General features: G+C 74.8%; 18 protein-coding genes. 14 read left to right on the top strand and 4 right to left on the bottom strand.

Going from position 1 to position 16,063, the window contains the following annotated elements:
- The first annotated feature begins 16 nt into the window (after positions 1 to 16).
- Genes AVL62_RS17730 through AVL62_RS03245 form a run of 3 tightly spaced genes read left to right on the top strand, consistent with a single transcriptional unit; the run spans position 17 to position 3,194 of the window.
- Positions 17 to 661, top strand: a complete 645-nt coding sequence (locus AVL62_RS17730) for a TetR/AcrR family transcriptional regulator (RefSeq protein WP_161937823.1) — start codon at positions 17 to 19, stop codon at positions 659 to 661.
- Positions 658 to 1,587, top strand: a complete 930-nt coding sequence (locus AVL62_RS03250) for an ABC transporter ATP-binding protein (protein ID WP_058890247.1) — start codon at positions 658 to 660, stop codon at positions 1,585 to 1,587. Before AVL62_RS17730 ends, AVL62_RS03250 begins: the two co-directional genes overlap by 4 nt.
- Positions 1,584 to 3,194, top strand: coding sequence for an ABC transporter permease (locus AVL62_RS03245; RefSeq protein WP_058890246.1), 1,611 nt, complete (start codon positions 1,584 to 1,586; stop codon positions 3,192 to 3,194). Before AVL62_RS03250 ends, AVL62_RS03245 begins: the two co-directional genes overlap by 4 nt.
- A 22-nt stretch (positions 3,195 to 3,216) precedes the next feature.
- Here the strand turns inward: AVL62_RS03245 and AVL62_RS03240 are convergent, their stop codons facing one another.
- From AVL62_RS03240 to AVL62_RS03230, 3 genes are read right to left on the bottom strand one after another with little or no spacing between them, the layout of a single operon-like run.
- A complete protein-coding gene (locus AVL62_RS03240) occupies positions 3,217 to 4,224 on the bottom strand; it encodes an aldose epimerase family protein (RefSeq protein ID WP_058890245.1) in 1,008 nt (335 codons plus the stop codon).
- Positions 4,225 to 4,269: 45 nt separating this feature from the next.
- Positions 4,270 to 4,854 carry an SRPBCC family protein gene (locus tag AVL62_RS03235; RefSeq protein WP_235585492.1) on the bottom strand — a complete coding sequence of 195 codons (585 nt, stop codon included), beginning with the start codon at positions 4,852 to 4,854 and terminating at the stop codon, positions 4,270 to 4,272.
- Between the two features lie 10 nt (positions 4,855 to 4,864).
- Positions 4,865 to 6,001: a citrate/2-methylcitrate synthase gene (locus tag AVL62_RS03230; protein WP_058890244.1), complete on the bottom strand. Its 1,137-nt coding sequence runs from the start codon at positions 5,999 to 6,001 to the stop codon at positions 4,865 to 4,867.
- Between the two features lie 52 nt (positions 6,002 to 6,053).
- Between AVL62_RS03230 and AVL62_RS03225 the strand changes: the two genes are divergently transcribed.
- The 4 genes from AVL62_RS03225 to AVL62_RS03210 all read left to right on the top strand — a co-directional run bounded on the left by AVL62_RS03225 (position 6,054) and on the right by AVL62_RS03210 (position 9,276).
- A complete protein-coding gene (locus AVL62_RS03225; RefSeq protein WP_058890243.1) occupies positions 6,054 to 7,340 on the top strand; it encodes a citrate/2-methylcitrate synthase in 1,287 nt (428 codons plus the stop codon).
- Positions 7,341 to 7,731: 391 nt separating this feature from the next.
- Positions 7,732 to 8,286, top strand: coding sequence for a DUF2087 domain-containing protein (locus tag AVL62_RS03220; protein ID WP_235585491.1), 555 nt, complete (start codon positions 7,732 to 7,734; stop codon positions 8,284 to 8,286).
- Between the two features lie 104 nt (positions 8,287 to 8,390).
- Entirely contained in the window at positions 8,391 to 8,576 is a 186-nt protein-coding gene (locus AVL62_RS03215) for a PspC domain-containing protein (RefSeq protein ID WP_058890242.1), read from the top strand.
- A gap of 67 nt (positions 8,577 to 8,643) precedes the next feature.
- Complete coding sequence (locus tag AVL62_RS03210; protein WP_058890241.1) at positions 8,644 to 9,276, top strand: sulfotransferase family 2 domain-containing protein; 633 nt, start codon at positions 8,644 to 8,646, stop codon at positions 9,274 to 9,276.
- On the opposite strand, the gene AVL62_RS03205 is transcribed toward AVL62_RS03210, so the two are convergent.
- On the bottom strand, positions 9,261 to 9,968 hold the full coding sequence (locus AVL62_RS03205) for a M50 family metallopeptidase (protein ID WP_058890240.1): 708 nt from the start codon (positions 9,966 to 9,968) through the stop codon (positions 9,261 to 9,263). The genes AVL62_RS03210 and AVL62_RS03205 overlap by 16 nt on opposite strands.
- Positions 9,969 to 10,141: 173 nt before the next feature.
- Between AVL62_RS03205 and fdhA the strand changes: the two genes are divergently transcribed.
- From fdhA to AVL62_RS03170, 7 genes are all read left to right on the top strand, one after another.
- Positions 10,142 to 11,356 (top strand): formaldehyde dehydrogenase, glutathione-independent, encoded by a 1,215-nt coding sequence (gene fdhA / locus AVL62_RS03200; RefSeq protein ID WP_058890239.1) that lies wholly within the window; start codon positions 10,142 to 10,144, stop codon positions 11,354 to 11,356.
- Between the two features lie 159 nt (positions 11,357 to 11,515).
- A complete protein-coding gene (locus tag AVL62_RS03195) occupies positions 11,516 to 11,992 on the top strand; it encodes a DUF664 domain-containing protein (protein ID WP_235585489.1) in 477 nt (158 codons plus the stop codon).
- 19 nt (positions 11,993 to 12,011) lie between these two features.
- A complete protein-coding gene (locus AVL62_RS03190; RefSeq protein ID WP_058890238.1) occupies positions 12,012 to 12,347 on the top strand; it encodes a TfoX/Sxy family protein in 336 nt (111 codons plus the stop codon).
- Entirely contained in the window at positions 12,344 to 13,477 is a 1,134-nt protein-coding gene (locus AVL62_RS03185) for a DNA glycosylase AlkZ-like family protein (RefSeq protein ID WP_058890237.1), read from the top strand. The genes AVL62_RS03190 and AVL62_RS03185 overlap by 4 nt, the downstream gene beginning before the upstream one ends.
- A 188-nt stretch (positions 13,478 to 13,665) precedes the next feature.
- Positions 13,666 to 14,751 carry a homocysteine S-methyltransferase family protein gene (locus AVL62_RS03180; protein WP_058890236.1) on the top strand — a complete coding sequence of 362 codons (1,086 nt, stop codon included), beginning with the start codon at positions 13,666 to 13,668 and terminating at the stop codon, positions 14,749 to 14,751.
- A gap of 150 nt (positions 14,752 to 14,901) precedes the next feature.
- Positions 14,902 to 15,408 (top strand): metalloregulator ArsR/SmtB family transcription factor, encoded by a 507-nt coding sequence (locus AVL62_RS17725; protein ID WP_058890235.1) that lies wholly within the window; start codon positions 14,902 to 14,904, stop codon positions 15,406 to 15,408.
- Positions 15,405 to 15,962, top strand: a complete 558-nt coding sequence (locus tag AVL62_RS03170) for an SRPBCC domain-containing protein (RefSeq protein WP_058890234.1) — start codon at positions 15,405 to 15,407, stop codon at positions 15,960 to 15,962. Before AVL62_RS17725 ends, AVL62_RS03170 begins: the two co-directional genes overlap by 4 nt.
- Positions 15,963 to 16,063 lie beyond the last annotated feature (101 nt).

Raw genomic sequence — 16,063 nt, 5'->3', positions numbered from 1 at the left:
GTTTAGGATGCTGAACATGCGTTCAGACCTCACCCCGAAGGCGCGGATCCGGGAGGCCGCGCTGCGCCTCTTCGCCGACGACGGCTTCGACGCCGTCACGGTGCGCCGGATCGCGGCCGCCGCGGGGGTCTCGCCGGCCCTGGTGCTGCACCACTACGGCTCCAAGGAGGGCCTGCGCGCGGCGTGCGACGACCACATCCTGCGCCTCACCGAGGAGCTCATGCCCACGCCCGAGGAGTCCGGGGCGAGCGGCGCCACCTCCGCCGCGGAGGTGTTCGACGCCTCGGCCGAGGCGAAGTTCGGGTCCTTCGCCGAGGTCTTCCCGGACGACTCACCGGTCCTGCCCTACCTGCGCCGCATGCTCCTCGCCGATGACGAGCGCGCCCGCGAGGTGCTGCGGGGGTGGCACCGGATGACCGTGGACCTGCTGACCCTGTGGCGGGACGCCGGGGTCCTCGACCCCGGCCCCGACCCCGAGGTCCGCGCCGCGCTGCTCCTGGCCATGGACCTCGGTGCGGTGCTCCTGCGCGACCCGCTCACCGAGCTGCTCGGCTTCGACCCCCTCGGCTCCGGCGGCATCGACCGGTGGGGGCGCGACGCCTACTCCTTCTTCTCCCTCATGCTCACCGACGCACCGCCACCGGAAGGACGCCCGACATGACCACCTCCTCGGACCGCCTCGTCGAGATCTCTGGGCTACGCAAGACCTTCGGCTCCGTCGCGGCCCTGGACGGCCTCGACCTCGTCGTCGAGCGCGGCGAGGTGCACGGCTTCCTCGGCCCGAACGGCGCCGGCAAGTCCACCACCCTGCGGGTCCTGCTGGGGCTGGTGCGCGCGGACGGCGGCACCGCACGGCTCTTCGGTGGCGACCCGTGGGCCGAGGCGGTCGAGCTGCACTCCCGGCTGGCCTACGTCCCCGGAGACGTCACCCTGTGGCCGGGTCTCAGCGGGGGCCAGTGCATCGACATCCTGGCCCGGGCCCACGGCCGGGTCGAGGAGTCCCGCCGCGCCGAGCTCGTCGAGCGCTTCGACCTGGACCCGACCCGCCGCGCCCGGGACTACTCGAAGGGCAACCGCCAGAAGGTCTCGCTCGTCGCGGCCCTCGCCACCGACGCCGAGCTGCTCGTCCTCGACGAGCCGACCTCGGGGCTGGACCCGCTCATGGAGGAGGTCTTCCAGCAGGTGGTGCGGGAGCGTCGGGAGCAGGGCACCACGGTCCTGCTCTCCAGCCACATCCTCGGGGAGGTCGAGGCGCTGGCCGACCGGGTCTCGATCATCCGGGCGGGTCGGACGGTGACGACCGGCACCCTCACCGACCTGCGGCGGCATACCCACTCGGCGGTGCGCGCCGTGACCGAGCGCGCGCCCGCGCTGGAGGGCCTGCCCGGGGTGGACGACGTCGAGACCGGCTCCGACGAGCAGGGTCGCACCGAGGTGGTCGCCTCGGTCGAGCCGGACGCCGTCGGCCGGCTGGTCGGCGTGCTGCACGACGCCGGGATCCATACCCTCACCGTCACCCCGCCGAGCCTGGACGACCTCTTCCTCCGGGCGTATGCCGGGCACGACGAGCGGGTGGACGCCCGATGAGCGCCACGACCGGTGTCGGCACCATGACCGGGATCGCCCTGCGCACCGGGTGGCGGTCGCTGCTCGCCTGGGTCGTGGGTCTGGCCGCCGTCATGGTGCTCACCGGGTCGTCGATCAGCGCGCTCTACGACACCCCGGAGAAGGTCGCGGGGTATGCCGAGAGCCTCGGCGGCGACGCCCTCGCCGTCATCAACGGCCGGGTGGCCGGGCTGGACACCCTGGGCGGGGTGCTGGCCAACGAGTTCGGCTTCGTCCTGTCCTTCGCGGTCCCGGTCATGGCGATCGCGCTCACCACCCGGCACACCCGGCGGGAGGAGGAGACCGGACGGCTCGAGCTGCTGCTCGCCGCTCGGATCGGTCGCCACGCCCCGCTCGCGGCGGCGGTGCTGCTCGTCAGCGCGGCGACGGTCGTCACCGGGGCCGCGGTGGGCGCGGCGATGGTGCCCTTCGGTGCCGACCCCGCCGGCGCGCTGCGCTACGGCCTGGCGGTCGCCGGGCTCGGACTGGCCTTCGTGGGCATCACCGCCGTGGCCGCCCAGGGGGTGGAGCACGCGCGGGCCGTCTGGGGGATCGGCCTCGCGCTGACGCTGGTGTCCTTCCTGCTCCGCGGGCTCGGGGCGCTGCGGGAGGGGGCCCTGGTCTGGGCCAGCCCGCACGGCTGGGTGGACGAGGTCCGGGCCTTCGGCGAGGATGCCCGGTGGTGGCCGCTGGCGCTGCCGGTGCTCCTCTGGGCCGGCCTGGTCGCGCTCGCCGTCGCGCTGCGCAGCCGGCGCGACGTGGGTGGCGCCCTGCTGCGGCCGCGCCGGACGCACGCCCGGGCCTCGGCGTCCCTGCAGACCTCGCTGGGGCTGGCCTGGCACCAGCAGCGCGCGGTGGTCGCGGGATGGGCCCTGGGCGCCGCGGCCCTCATGGCCGTCTTCGGGTCCCTGGCCCAGGAGATCGTCGACGCCGTGCTCGACAACCCCGCGCTCGGCGCGTTCCTCGGGGCCGGTCCCGAGGCGCAGGCACGCGCGGCGGACCTCGTCCTGGCGCCGATGATGTCGACCTTCCTCGTCATGCTGGCCCTGCTGGTCACGGCGTACGTCCTCGTCGGCGTCGGGTCCTGGCGCCGGGAGGAGGAGAGCGGGCGGCTGGAGGTCGCCCTGTCGGCCCCGCGCCCGCGGAGCGCCTGGCTCGGCCCGCGCCTGCTCGTGGTGACCGTCGGCGCCCTCATGGTCGGTGCCGTGGGTGCCCTCGCCCTCGGGGCCGGCGCCGCCGCCTCGCTCGGGGACGACGCCTGGCTCGGTGACGTGACCGGCGCGGCTGCCGCGCAGCTCCCCGCCGTCCTGGTCTTCCTCGGCCTGGGCACGGCCCTCGTCGGCTGGCTCCCCCGAGCCGCCGTCGCGGGCTGGGGGGTCTTCGCGCTCGCCGCGGCCCTGGCCTACCTCGGCCCGGGCCTGGACCTGCCGTCCTGGCTGCTCGACGCCACCCCCTTCCTCGCCGTCGGCCAGGACGTGGTGGGGGAGGGCCCGCAGCCCGCGGCCCTCGCCGTCCTCACGGTGCTGGGGCTCGTCCTGTTGGCGTCCGGGTTCGTGGGCCTGCGACGCCGCGACGTCCCGGCCGGTTGACGCGGCCCGGGGTCCGGACCGGTCAGCCGAACCGCCACTCGGTGGTCGAGGCGTAGGTCTGCCCCGGCTCCAGCACGACCGACGGGAAGTGCGGCTGGTTCACCGCGTCGGGGAAGGCCTGGGTCTCCAGCGCGATCCCGGCACGCGGACCGTAGGCGACCCCGCGCGGCCCGGTGACGGTACCGTCGAAGTGGGCGCCGGCATACACCTGGAGCCCGGGCCGGTCGCTCCACACCTCCATGCGACGGCCGGATCCGCCGACCAGCACCGCGTGCCGGCGCAGGCCCCCGCCCGGCACGACGAGGTGGTGGTCGTAGCCCTGGCCGATCTCCAGCTGCTCGTCGTCGACGGCCAGTGCCTCGCCCAGGACGACGGGGCGGCGCAGGTCGAAGGGGGACCCGCTGACGTCGCGCACCTCACCGGTCGGGATCTGGTCGGGGCGCACCGGCAGGTAGGTGTCGGCGTCGACCTGCAGGGTGTGGTCGAGGATGTCGCCGGCGCCCTCCCCGTCGAGGTTCCAGTAGCTGTGGTTGGTCAGGCTGACCGGCGTCGGCGCCGCGGTGGTGGCGCGGTGCTCGACGGTGAGGCGACCGGGCGTGACGGCATACCTCACCTCGACCTCGACCTCGCCCGGGAACCCCTGGTCCCCGTCCGGGGAGGTGAGCGACCACGTCGCGCGGTCGTCGGTCGCCTCCACGAGCGCCCACTCGCGCTGGTCGAAGCCCTCCGGTCCGCCGTGCAGCGCGTGCGGCTCGTCCGGGTCGGGCGGCACCTCGACCGGGCGGTCGCCGAGCCGGAACCGGCCGGCGTCGATGCGGTTGGCGACCCGCCCGATCGTGGCCCCCTGGAAGTCGCGGACCCGGCCGTAGTCGGCCAGGTCGGCGTGGCCGAGGACGACGTCCACCGGGCCGTCCCCGTGGCCGTCGGTGAGCTCCACCCTGGCGATGGCCGCGCCGGTGCTGAGGAGGTCGACGCGGAGGCCGGGCGCCGTGAGCGTGACGGAGGTGGGGCCGGGGGGTGGCGTGGGCATGCGGCTCCTCGGGACGGCAGGGACAGGCGGGCGGTCGGCGAGAGACTACCGGGGGGTGGCCTCGGCCAGGTCGCGCAGCGTCCGCAGCTGCCGGCGCATCATGACCAGGTCGCCCCAGGCCAGGGCCCGCGCCCGCCCGCGCGCGAGCCACCCCGTGCCGGTCTCCAGCAGGAGCACGGCGACCAGGCGGGAGCGGTCGGGCTGCTCGGGCACCACGCGGTAGGACACCCGCACGCCCCCGAACAGTCGGGTCCCGAGGCCCTCGCGCGTGCGGATCGTCAGCTCGGACCCCTGGTCGACGTGGATGACCGTGAAGATCGTCATGACCCGCTGCCCCGGCTCGAGCGGGCCCAGGTGGTGGGCCGGCGTCCGGGGCGAGCGGCGGCCGAGGTTGTCCAGCCAGTCGTAGCTGTAGGGAGCCAGCCGCAGGTTGCCCAGCCAGACCCACACGCTCTCGGCGGGGGCGGCGACCCCGATCGCCCGCACCAGCCGCACCGGGCGCACCGACCCCGGCGCCGCGTCGGTGAGCCGGTCGCAGGCGTACCGCCCCGCGACCTCCGCCTCCGAGGCCCCCCAGACCCAGGGCAGGCGGGCAGCCGGCACGCGGCTGCCCTCCTCGCGTCCGGTCACGGTCGCCTCCTCAGGGCAGCGGCGCGGGTGCCTCCGGACCGACGTACTCCGCCGCCGGTCGGATGATGCGCGGGTCACCCGACTGCTCCAGGATATGGGCGCCCCACCCCACGATCCGGGCGGTCGCGAAGGTCGGCGTGAACATCTCCCGGGGGATCCCGCACTGCTCCATGACGACACCGGCGTAGTACTCCACGTTGGTGTGCAGCTCGCGCCCCGGCTTGAGCTCGGCGAGGGCGTCGACCACCTCGCGCTCGACCTGCACCGCCAGCTCGGCCAGCGGTCCCCCCAGCGCCTGGGCGTGCTCGCGCAGGAGCACCGCCCTGGGGTCGGTGGTCCGGTAGACCGCGTGCCCGAACCCCATGATCCGCTCGCCGGCGGCCACCCGCTCGCGCACCCACTCCCGGGCCCGGTCGGGGGTGCCGATCTCGTCGAGGGAGTCCAGCGCCCGGTCCGGCGCCCCGCCGTGCAGCGGCCCGGAGAAGGTCCCGATCGCCGCGCAGACGGCGGAGGCCACGTCGGCGCCGGCGGAGGTGACCACGCGGGCGGTGAAGGTCGACGCGCTGAAGCCGTGGTCGACGGTGCTGACGAGGTATGCCGTCACGGCCGCCGCGTGCTCCGGCGCCGGCTCCTCACCGGTGAGCATCCACAACCAGCTGCCGCCGGCGCCGAGCTCGGGGCGCGGCTCGAGCGGCGGCATACCGGCGCGCAACCGGAAGAGGGCCGCCTGCAGCACGGGGACGACCCCGATGAGCCGGACGACGCCGGCGCGCACCTGGTCGGCGCCGGCGCCGTAGGTCGCGGGGAACTCCTCGACCGACCCCAGCAGCGAGACGGCCGTGCGCAGCCGGGCCAGCGAGCCGCGGTCCGGGCCGGATCGTGCGATCGCCAGCAGCTGCTCGAGGAGCGCGTGCGGGAGCGTCGACGCGGCGGCCAGCTCGGCGGCGAAGGCGGCGGACTCGCCCTCGTCGGGCAGGTGCCCCTCGACCATGAGGTGCGCGACGTCCTCGAAGGTGCGGTGCCGCGCCAGCTCGACCGCGGAGTACTCGCGGAAGTGGTAGAACCCCTCCTGGCCACGGACGTCCCCGGTCCGGGTGCGGGCGACGACGAGGCCCTTGAGGCCGGGCGGGGCGATCTGCGTGCTCATGCGCCGAGCGTGCCGCTAGGGTTGATCTCGTGTCAACGTTGATCACATCAACATGAGCGGGGAGCTCACCACCGCCCAGGTGGCCGACTACCTCGGGGTCAAGACGCAGACGGTGTATGCCTACGTCAGCCGCGGGGTGCTCTCGCCGCTGCGGCGCGAGCCCGGCACGGGGAGCGTCTTCGCGCTCCAGGACGTGCAGGCGCTCGGGCGCGGCCGGTCGGGGCGGCGCACCTCCCCCCGGGCCACCAGCGAGGACGTGCGGACCGCGGTCACGCAGGTGGGACCGGGCGCCCTGGCCTACCGCGGGCACGACGTGCGCGACCTCGCGGGCGCCTGGACCTTCGAGGAGGTGCGGGACCTGCTCGTCGGGGTGCGCGGGGAGACGGCGCCGGCGGTGCCGATGCCGCGCGCGCCGGTGGACGCGCTCATGGCTGCGCTGCCGCGGGAGACACGCGTGCTCGACCGGTGCAAGCACGCGGTCCTCGTGGCCGGGTCGAGCGACCTCGGCCGGCACGACCGCAGCCCTCGGGCGTTCGCGACCGCCGGCACCCGGTCGGTGCGGGCGATGGCGGTGGCGGTGGGCAGCTCCCTGGGAGGCAGGTGGCCCCGGGAGGCTGCCGAGCGGACCCGCGAGGCGGGCGACGGGTCCGGCCAGGCGGGCGACGGGTCCGGCGAGGCGGGCGACGGGTCCGGCGACGGGGCTCTCGCCCCGGTGCTGGCGGCATACCTGGGGCTGCCGGTCGACCTGCTCGACCTGGCCCTGGTCCTGCTGGCCGACCACGACCTCGCGGTGTCGACGACCGCGGTGCGGGTGGCGGTCTCGGCGGGGGCGGACGGGTACTCCGCGCTGCTGGCCGGGCTGGCCGCCGCGGACAGCCCGGTGCACGTCGGGGCGTCGGTGCAGGCACTGGACTGGCTGCGCGGCGCGGTCCAGGACCCGCGCGGCGCGCTCGCCGCGGCGCTGGCCGAGGGGCCTCCGCCGGGCTTCGGGCACGTCGTCTACACCGAGGTCGACCCGCGGGCCCGGCTGCTGCTCGACCGGGTGCTGCCGGACGCCGGGCGCGACCTCGCCGACACGATCTCGCTGCTGGAGGTCGAGCTGGCCGAACGGCGCGGCTGGGTGCTCAACGTCGACCTCGCCCTGGCCGCGCTCGTGCTCGCCCACGACCTGCCGCGGGACGCCGGCCCGGCGATCTTCGCGTGCGCCCGCACCGCGGGGTGGACCGCCCACGCCATCGAGGAGCTCGCCGAGCCGGGCATGCGGTTTCGGCTGCGGGGGGTCTACACCGGGCCGCGCCGTGTCGACCGGGAGGCGGCCGAAGCACTGCGGTCCCACTGACCTCAGGAGCACCACGGTGCGGGGATGTGCCCATGGGCCTGGGTCGCGTGGCTGGTCCCAGGAGGACCTGCTGCCCCACGAGCACCACGGTGCGGGGATGTGTCCAGCAGCCGGGGATATACCCCGTGCGGACGGCACCGTCCCCGCGTCATGGGGCTCGTGTGGTCGGCGTGCTTCGTGGTGTCCGGGGCTCGGCCGTCGGACCCTGATCAGGTCCGGGCGCGCCGGTATGCTGGGCTTCGGCGCCGCCGCAGCGCCCAGCCCGACCCGCCCCCAGCCGGCCGGTCACCGGGGCGGAGGGGAGCAGATCCTCGCGGTGAGCACACGGCATACCTGTCGAGCACCGCACCAGGACCTGCCGCGGCTGGGGCGTGCGGTCCGCGAAGGATGCGTGAGCACGACCATGACGACCGATGCCGACCTCAAGGCCCGGGTGCGCGAGCGGATGACCCGCACCGGCGAGACCTACACCGCCGCCCGGGAGGCGCTGCTCGCGCAGCCGCCCCCGCCGCGCGCGCCGCGTGCCGACACCGAGCCGCCCCCGCCGCGCGCGCCGCGTGCCGACACCGAGCCGCCCCCGCCGCGCGCGCTGGTCGTCGAGACCGACCTCGCCGCCGACCGCGCCGTGGCCATCTTCGTGGACGGCGACCGGCTGCGCTCGATCCCCACCCGGCGCCGGCCCCGGGCCGCCGTGCTCATGCACCTGCTGCTGCGCTTCGAGCGGGGCCGCGAGTATGCCGAGCGTGAGGTCAACGCCCTCCTCGCCACCGCGCACGAGGACGTCGCGTCGCTGCGCCGCGAGCTCGTCGACTACCGGTGGCTGCAGCGGGCGGACGGCGTCTACCGCGTCGCGGACGAGCTGCCCGAGCGCTTCCCGGCCGAGGCCCAGGAGGTGCCGACCGACGAGGTGGCCCGGTTCGCCCGGGTGCCGCGCCACCGGGACTGAGCGCGAGGTCGCCCGCGCGACCGGGCCCGGCCGGGGGTCAGCCCCCCGCCCGGCCGGGTGGAACCCCTCTGGTCCTCGGCCCCGAGGCGGCCTAGCGTGGGGGCATGGCTTCCTCCCCCGCTCTCGTCCGCCCTCGCCGACGCGTCCTCGCGGGAGTCTGCGCCGGTCTCGCCCGCCGCTTCGGCATGAGCCCCACGCTCGTCCGGGTGCTCTTCCTGCTCTCGATGCTGCTGCCGGGGCCCCAGATCCTGGCCTACCTGGTGCTGTGGGTCATCATGCCGTCCGAGTGAGCCGCACCCGCCCGGGGCCGGGGTCGTAGCCTGATCCTCGCCCGACCCCGACCGTGAGGAGCCCCTCGTGCCCGTCTACCGCAAGGACGGCCGCTCCGTGCTGTTCATCCACGTCCCCAAGACCGGCGGCACCTCGGTCGAGCACCTCTTCCGCGCCAACGGCTGGGAGCAGGGGTTCTTCAGCGCGAGGTACGGCCGGGGCACCCTCAACCACCTGATGGTCTGCGGCCCCCAGCACCTGCACGGCGAGCCCCTGGAGCAGCTCTTCCGGCTCGAGCGCTTCGACCTCGTCTTCACCGTCGTCCGTGAGCCCATGGCGCGGCTGCGCTCGGAGTACGTCTGGCGCCACCGCAAGAAGGAGCAGGTCGACATGAGCGGGTCGACCGTCGCGTCGTGGTTCCGCCGGTCGGTGCGCCGCTCCCGCGAGAACCCCTACCTCTTCGACAACCACCTGCGCCCGCAGCACGAGTTCCTCGTCCCGGGCACCGAGGTCCTGCGGCTGGAGGACGGGCTCGCCGAGGGGCTGCGTCGGCTGAGCGACGCCCACGGGCTCGGCCTCGAGGGCGGCCCGGAGCAGTTCAAGGACAGCAGCTCGGGCCCCCGTCGCTCCGCCGACGTCGAGATCTCCCGCGCCACCCGCCGTATGGCCCGCCGGTTCTACAAGCGCGACTTCAGCACCTTCGACTACCCCAGGCCCTGAGTCAGCTCGCGGACGCCCAACACCAGGCATACCGCGCAGACGAGCCAGAAGGCCACGATCCACAGCCCCGCCGGCAGCCCCGTCAGCCGGGCCAGCTGGTCGGCGTCGCTGCCCCGCCCGCCGCGCCGGCGGCGCTGCCGCTGCAGCTCGACCACCGAGCGCGGGGCGGCGAGCAGCAGCGACCAGACGACGAGGTAGGCCACCGCCGAGAGCATCCGTCCGCTCACCGACCAGGACAGCAGGGCGACGCTGGCGCCGGTCGCGAGCACGACCCACAGCCCGTAGAGGTTGCGGATGAGCACGAGCATGAGCGCGCAGGTGAGGACGAGCCCCCAGAGCAGGCCCGCGGCATACCCCGCTCCGAGGAGGTATGCCCCGGCGAGCCCCACGAGCGCGGGCGCCGGGTAGCCGGCGAGGACGGTCGCGACCATGCCCGGCCCGCGGGGGCGCCCACGGGAGACGGTGACGCCGGAGGTGTCCGAGTGCAGCCGGATCCCGGTCAGGCGCCGGCCGACGAGCGCGGCCACCAGCGCGTGGCCGGCCTCGTGGACCAGGGTGACCAGGTGACGGACGAGCCGGTAGCCCGCGGGGCTCCAGGTGAGCGCGAGCGCGACCACCCCCAGCAGCAGGCTGACCGGCCAGGTCAGCGGCGGCTGGGTGGTGGTGGCACGGTCCCACAGGTCGAGGAGCACGGCACGAGCCTGCCAGGTCCGGCTGGGCGGTTGCGGGGAGCGGCGGGCCGGGCCAGCATGGACAGGGTGCGGACGATATGCCGCACGAGGGGATGTGATCCCGTCCGACGGCCTGCCGTGGCTGCACGGGGCGCGCCGCCCGGCGCGTCGTCCAACGACAAGGGAGTCGAGCCATGGCATCAGGGAATCGCGTCGTCGTCTACACCGGGCCGGGGGAGGTGGCCGTCGAGTCGGTCGACTACCCCAGGTTGGAGATCCCCGGCGAGGTGGCCGACCACTTCGGCATCACGAAGGCGGCGCCGCACGCGGTGATCCTCAAGCTGGTCACCACCAACATCTGCGGCTCGGACCAGCACATGGTGCGCGGCCGGACCACCGCGCCGGTGGGGCAGAGCCTCGGGCACGAGATCACCGGCGAGGTGGTCGAGAAGGGCGAGGACGTCCTCTTCGTCGACGAGGGCGACATCTGCTCGGTGCCGTTCAACATCGCCTGCGGGCGCTGCCGGATGTGCCACGAGGGGCACACGGGGGTGTGCCTCAACGTCAACCCGGCCCGGGCCGGCGCGGCCTACGGCTACGTCGACATGGGCGGCTGGGTGGGTGGTCAGGCCGAGTACGTCATGATCCCCTACGCCGACTTCAACCTGCTGAAGTTCCCCCACCGGGACCAGGCCCTGGAGAAGATCCTGGACCTCACCATGCTCTCGGACATCTTCCCGACCGGCTACCACGGGGCCTACACCGCCGGCGTGACGACCGGATCCACGGTGTATGTCGCCGGCGCCGGTCCGGTGGGCCTGGCCGCCGCGCACTCCGCGCAGCTCCTGGGCGCTGCCGTGGTCATGGTGGGCGACATGAACACCGAGCGGCTGGCGCAGGCCGAGAGCTTCGGGTGCGTCGGGATCGACCTGACCACCGACGGCGACCTCGTGGACAAGATCGAGGCGATCGTCGGTGAACCGGAGGTCGACGCGGCCGTCGACGCGGTGGGCTTCGAGGCCCGCGGTCACGGCGAGGGTGCCGACGAGGCGCCCGCCACCGTCCTCAACGACGCGATGACGATCACCCGCGCGGCCGGGGGGATCGGCATACCCGGGCTGTATGTCACCGGCGACCCCGGTGCCGTCGACGACGCCGCCAAGGAGGGCACGCTCGGGGTGCGGCTCGGGCTCGGCTGGGCCAAGTCGCAGCACTTCACGACCGGCCAGTGCCCGGTGAAGCGCTACAACCGGCAGCTGATGAACATGATCCTGCACGACCGCGCGCACATCGCGAAGGCCGTCAACGCCCAGACGATCAGCCTGGACGACGCGCCTCGCGGCTACGCCGAGTTCGACCAGGGCGCGGCGACGAAGTTCGTCATCGACCCCCACGGCATGGTCGCCTGAGCCGAGGGGGTGCCGCGGCCCTCGCGGCGGACACCCGCTGTCCGCCGCGAGGGCTAGCGTCGCGGTCATGAACACCTCACCCGTGTGGGAACCGCCGCGCACCGGCGACGAGACCGCGCACCTGCTCGGTGCGCTCGACCGCCAGCGGATGACGTTCTGGTGGAAGGCCGAGGGTCTGGACGCCGCCGGGCTGAGTGTCCGGGTCGGCGCGTCGTCCCTCACCCTCGGCGGCCTGCTCAAGCACTCACCGGCGTCGAGGCGGTCGCTGCGACGTGGCGCCTGGACGGTTCCTCGCCCGGCAGCCCGTGGGCGGAGGTCGACTGGCAGGCCACGCCGTCCTGGGGCTTCGAGAGCGCCGCGGACGACCCGCCGGAGGAGCTCTACGCGCGCTACGTCGAGACGGTCGCGGCGACCCGGGCCCGGCACCGCGAGGTGATCGCCGCCGACGGGCTGGACCGGGTCATCTGCTGGGGCCAGGAGTGGGGCATCGAGCTCAGCCTGCGCCGCATGCTGTTCGACCTGCTCGAGGAGTACGCCCGCCACACCGGGCACGCCGACCTGCTCCGGGAGGCGGTCGACGGCCGGGTCGGCGAGGACCCGCCGGACGGCTGGTCGCCGCCTGCGGCGTGGACGTGAGCGGCGGCATACTCGTCCCATGGGGTATGACGCGGGGCTGGCGCAGCGGATCCGGGACCTCCTGGCGGACGAGCCCGGGGTGGTCGAGCAGCGGATGTTCGGCGGGCTCGCCTTCCTCGTCGCCGGTCACCTGGCGGTGGCGGCGACCGGGGGCGAGGGCGTGATGGTCCACGTCGACGAGGCGCTCGCCGACGACCTGGTGCGCCGGGACGGGCTGGAGCGCATGGTCATGCGCGGTCGGCCGATGCGCGAGTGGGTGCACGCCGACGGGTCGGAGGGGGTCGCGGACGAGCTGCTCGCCGAGCTGGTGGCGCTCGGGGTGGCCCGGGCGCGGGACCTGCCGCCGAAGCCGTGAGCGTGCACCGGCTCTCCCGCCGTGACGCGCGGCGGGTCGCCGTGCGGGCCCAGCTGCTCACCGCGGACCGGCCAGGTGACGTCGTCGAGACCGTCCGCGAGCTCACGCTGCTGCAGATCGACCCGGTCACGGCCGTGGCCCCCGCGCACCACCTCGTGCTGTGGAGCCGGCTGGGCTACGCCTACGACACCGGCGAGCTGGACCGGCTGCTGGCCGACCGGACGCTCGTCGAGGTGCTGGGCTTCGTCCGACCCGCCGAGGACGTCGCCCTCTGGCGGGCCGAGATGGAGGCGTGGCCGGCGCCGTCCCGGCGGGACGGCACGCTGCGCCCCTGGCAGGAGGGGCAGGCCCGCTGGGTCGAGGCCAACGACCGGGCCCGCCGCGACATCCTGGCCCACCTGACGGCCGAGGGCCCCACCCCCACCGGTGTCCTGCCGGACTCCACTGAGGTGCCGTGGCGCTCCAGCGGCTGGACGAACGACAAGAACGTCCAGCGGCTGCTCGACCTCATGGTCGCCCGGGGCGAGGTCGCCGTCTCCGGCCGATCGGGCGGCCAGCGGCTCTGGGACCTCGCCGAGCGGGTCTACTCCGACGTCCCCGCGGTGCCGCTGGAGCAGGCGCGGGCCGAGCTGGACGAGCGGCGCCTGGCCGCGCTGGGGCTGCTGCGCGCCCGCGGCCCGGAGTGCCCCACGGAGCCGGCCGACGCCCGGGCCGCGGGCGAGGAGGCGGTGGTCGAGGGGGTGCCAGGCAGCTGGCGCGTGCACCCGGCATACCTCGAGCCGGTCGAGGCGTTCGCGGGCCGCGCCGCGCTGCTCTGCCCGATCGACTGCCTGGTCTTCGACCGGGAGCGGATGGCCGAGCTCTTCGAGTTCGACTACGTCCTGGAGATGTACAAGCCGAAGGCGCAGCGCCGGTTCGGCTACTACGCCCTGCCCGTCCTGGACGGGGACCAGCTCGTCGGCAAGCTCGACGCCACCGCCGACCGCCGGCGCGGCGTGCTGCGGGTCGACGCGCTGCACGAGGACGGGGCGTGGAGCGCCGCCCGCCGGGACCGCGTGCTCGCCGAGATCCACGACCTGGCCGAGTGGCTGGGCCTGGAGGTCGGCCTGCCGGCCCACCTGGGCGGCTGACGCCGACGCGGGCGCAGCACGGCGACGGCGGCCGCCTCGACGTCTCCCGCCGCACGCCCACGGGCCGCGCGCCAGGAGTAGCATCGCGGTGCCGCCGGTGGGGGCGGGGCCCACCGGTCCACCACCGCCGGGGCGGCAGGGCGCGACCGGGCCCTGCGCGACCACGAGCCGGCGAGGGATGAGCAGCGATGACCGACACGCAGACCGACGACCCCCGGACCACCACCACGCCCAGCAGGCTCGTCGAGCGCCTCGACCAGGGTCCGGTGATCTGCGCCGAGGGGTTCCTCTTCGAGCTCGAGCGCCGCGGCTACCTCACCGCGGGGGAGTTCGTCCCCGAGGTGGCGCTGGAGTTCCCCGACGCGCTGCGCACGCTGCACCGCGACTTCCAGCGCGCCGGCAGCGACATCGTCGAGGCCTTCACCTACAACGGCCACCGCGAGAAGATGCGGGTCATCGGCAAGGAGGAGCTGCTCGAGCCGCTCAACCGGGCCGCGCTGCAGATCGCCCGCGAGGTCGCCGACGAGAAGCCCGGCGACCTCGTCGCCGGCAACATCTCCAACAGCAACGTGTGGGACCCGGACAGCCCGGACGCCCAGCGCGAGGTGCGCGCGATGTTCGAGGAGATGGTCGGCTGGGCGGTCGAGGAGGGCGCCGACCTCATCATCGGCGAGACCTTCTACTACGCCGGCGAGGCCGAGGCCGCCCTCGAGATCGCCCGGGCCAGCGGGCTGCCCGTGGTGCTGACCGTCGCGCCCATGGCCGGCGAGCAGATGCGCGACGGGGTGGGCATCGTCGAGGTGTGCCAGCGGCTGGAGCAGGCGGGTGCCGACGTCGTGGGGATGAACTGCTTCCGCGGCCCGGCCACCATGCTGCCGTGGCTGCGGCAGATCCGGGAGGCGGTGAGCTGCCACGTGGCCGCGCTGCCCGTGCCCTACCGCACCACCGACGCCGAGCCCACCTTCTTCAACCTCACCGACGACCGCGGGGTGCTGGTGCCCTCGCCGCACGGCCGGACCTTCCCGACGGCGCTGGACCCGCTGGCGTGCAACCGCTACGAGGTCGGCGCCTTCGCGGCGGAGGCCTACGCGCTGGGCATCGGCTACCTCGGCGTCTGCTGCGGGGCCTCCCCGATGCTCATCCGCCAGGTGGCCGAGGCGGTCGGGCTCGAGACCGAGGCCAGCCGCTTCTCGGAGAAGATGCAGAACCACTTCATGTACGGCGACCACGCCCGCCTCCCCGAGCACATCAAGGGCCTCGGCGACTCCGCCTGAGTCCGGTGCGCGCCTGAGCCCCCACGGCGCCTGAGCAGAGAAACGCTCCCGAGGCAGGGGATACGACCCCCGAGTCGGGGCCTTTTCTCTGCTCAGCCGTGGGTGGGGATAGGTCTTGCGTTATTCGTAACCAGGTGGTTACCTATCGTCATGGACGTGTATGCCGCGCTCGCCGACCCCGTGCGGCGCTCGCTGCTGGTGCAGCTGGCCGACGAGGGGGCCTGTCGGGTGGCCGACCTCACCGCCGGCCGCGGCATCTCCCGCCCCGCCGTGAGCCGTCACCTGCGGGTGCTCGGCGAGGCGGGGCTGGTGCGCGGGCAGGACGTCGGCCGTGAGCGGCACTACCGGCTGGAGACCGCACCGCTGGGCGAGGTCGTCGACTACGCCCGGCGGCTGGCCGGTGCGGCCCTCGCCCCGCCGACCGACGAGCCGTCCGTCCTGCCGGCCGACGTGCCGCCCGCCCTGCCGACCGACGCGCCGTCCGCCCCGCCGACCGACGCGCCGTCCGTCCTGCCGGCCGACGTGCCGCCCGCCCCTCCGGTCGGCGAGCACGTCCTGGACGCCCTCGACCTCGAGGTGCGCCGCACAGTGCGCGAGCACCGCCCGGGCGAGGCACCGCATACCGCCGCCACCGACAACACCGAGGAGACCGCATGATGACCGGAGCACCCGAGACCATCGACGGGCAGGAGCACCTCGTGCTCACCCGCACCTTCCGCGCGCCGGTCGAGGACGTGTGGGCGGCGGTGACCGAGAGCGAGCGGCTGGGCCGGTGGTTCGCCACCTGGACCGGCGACCCGGGCTCGGGGCGGGTGCGCCTGACCTGGGCGTACGAGGAGGAGATGCCCACGGAGACCTACGTCATCGAGGTCTGCGAGGAGCCCACCCGGCTGCGCGTCCGCAACGAGAACGACGACCCCATCCAGGTGTGGACCCTCGACCTGCGTCTCACCGAGGAGGCCGGCGTCACGACCCTGCGCTTCGCCCAGGTGCTGACCGACCGTTCGCTCGTGACCGACGTGGGCCCGGGCTGGGAGTACTACCTCGACCGGCTCGAGGAGTCCGTGCGGACCGGCGCCACCGCGACCGTCGCGTGGGAGGGCTACCTCGACCTGGGCCGCGAGTATGCCGTGGCGTTCGGCCTCCCGGACGCGCCGGATCCTGATGCGTCGGCCGGGACGCCCCGGGAGGACGGTCCTCCGCGGACGTAGGGTGATGCCGAGCGTGGCGGATGGGCCGCGGTGGCGAGTTGACCAGGGGGACGCATGCTGGTGGAGCTGCGGGACGTGCTGTTCACGACGGCGTGGTTCGG

It is taken from the genome of Serinicoccus chungangensis (assembly GCF_001483745.1).
In the GTDB taxonomy this organism is placed as follows: Bacteria; Actinomycetota; Actinomycetes; order Actinomycetales; family Dermatophilaceae; genus Ornithinicoccus; species Ornithinicoccus chungangensis_A.
Note: the sequence above shows the minus strand (reverse complement) of the source record. Positions and strands in the feature narration are given on the sequence as shown.

Coding starts and splice junctions, on each gene's coding strand:
- AVL62_RS03215 (WP_058890242.1), top strand. CDS start 8,391: ATGGCTTCCTCCCCCGCTCTCGTCCGCCCTCGCCGACGCGTCCTCGCG.
- AVL62_RS17730 (WP_161937823.1), top strand. CDS start 17: ATGCGTTCAGACCTCACCCCGAAGGCGCGGATCCGGGAGGCCGCGCTG.
- AVL62_RS17725 (WP_058890235.1), top strand. CDS start 14,902: ATGGACGTGTATGCCGCGCTCGCCGACCCCGTGCGGCGCTCGCTGCTG.
- fdhA (WP_058890239.1), top strand. CDS start 10,142: ATGGCATCAGGGAATCGCGTCGTCGTCTACACCGGGCCGGGGGAGGTG.
- AVL62_RS03180 (WP_058890236.1), top strand. CDS start 13,666: ATGACCGACACGCAGACCGACGACCCCCGGACCACCACCACGCCCAGC.
- AVL62_RS03240 (WP_058890245.1), bottom strand. CDS start 4,224: ATGCCCACGCCACCCCCCGGCCCCACCTCCGTCACGCTCACGGCGCCC.
- AVL62_RS03230 (WP_058890244.1), bottom strand. CDS start 6,001: ATGAGCACGCAGATCGCCCCGCCCGGCCTCAAGGGCCTCGTCGTCGCC.
- AVL62_RS03170 (WP_058890234.1), top strand. CDS start 15,405: ATGATGACCGGAGCACCCGAGACCATCGACGGGCAGGAGCACCTCGTG.
- AVL62_RS03190 (WP_058890238.1), top strand. CDS start 12,012: ATGGGGTATGACGCGGGGCTGGCGCAGCGGATCCGGGACCTCCTGGCG.
- AVL62_RS03245 (WP_058890246.1), top strand. CDS start 1,584: ATGAGCGCCACGACCGGTGTCGGCACCATGACCGGGATCGCCCTGCGC.
- AVL62_RS03250 (WP_058890247.1), top strand. CDS start 658: ATGACCACCTCCTCGGACCGCCTCGTCGAGATCTCTGGGCTACGCAAG.
- AVL62_RS03225 (WP_058890243.1), top strand. CDS start 6,054: ATGAGCGGGGAGCTCACCACCGCCCAGGTGGCCGACTACCTCGGGGTC.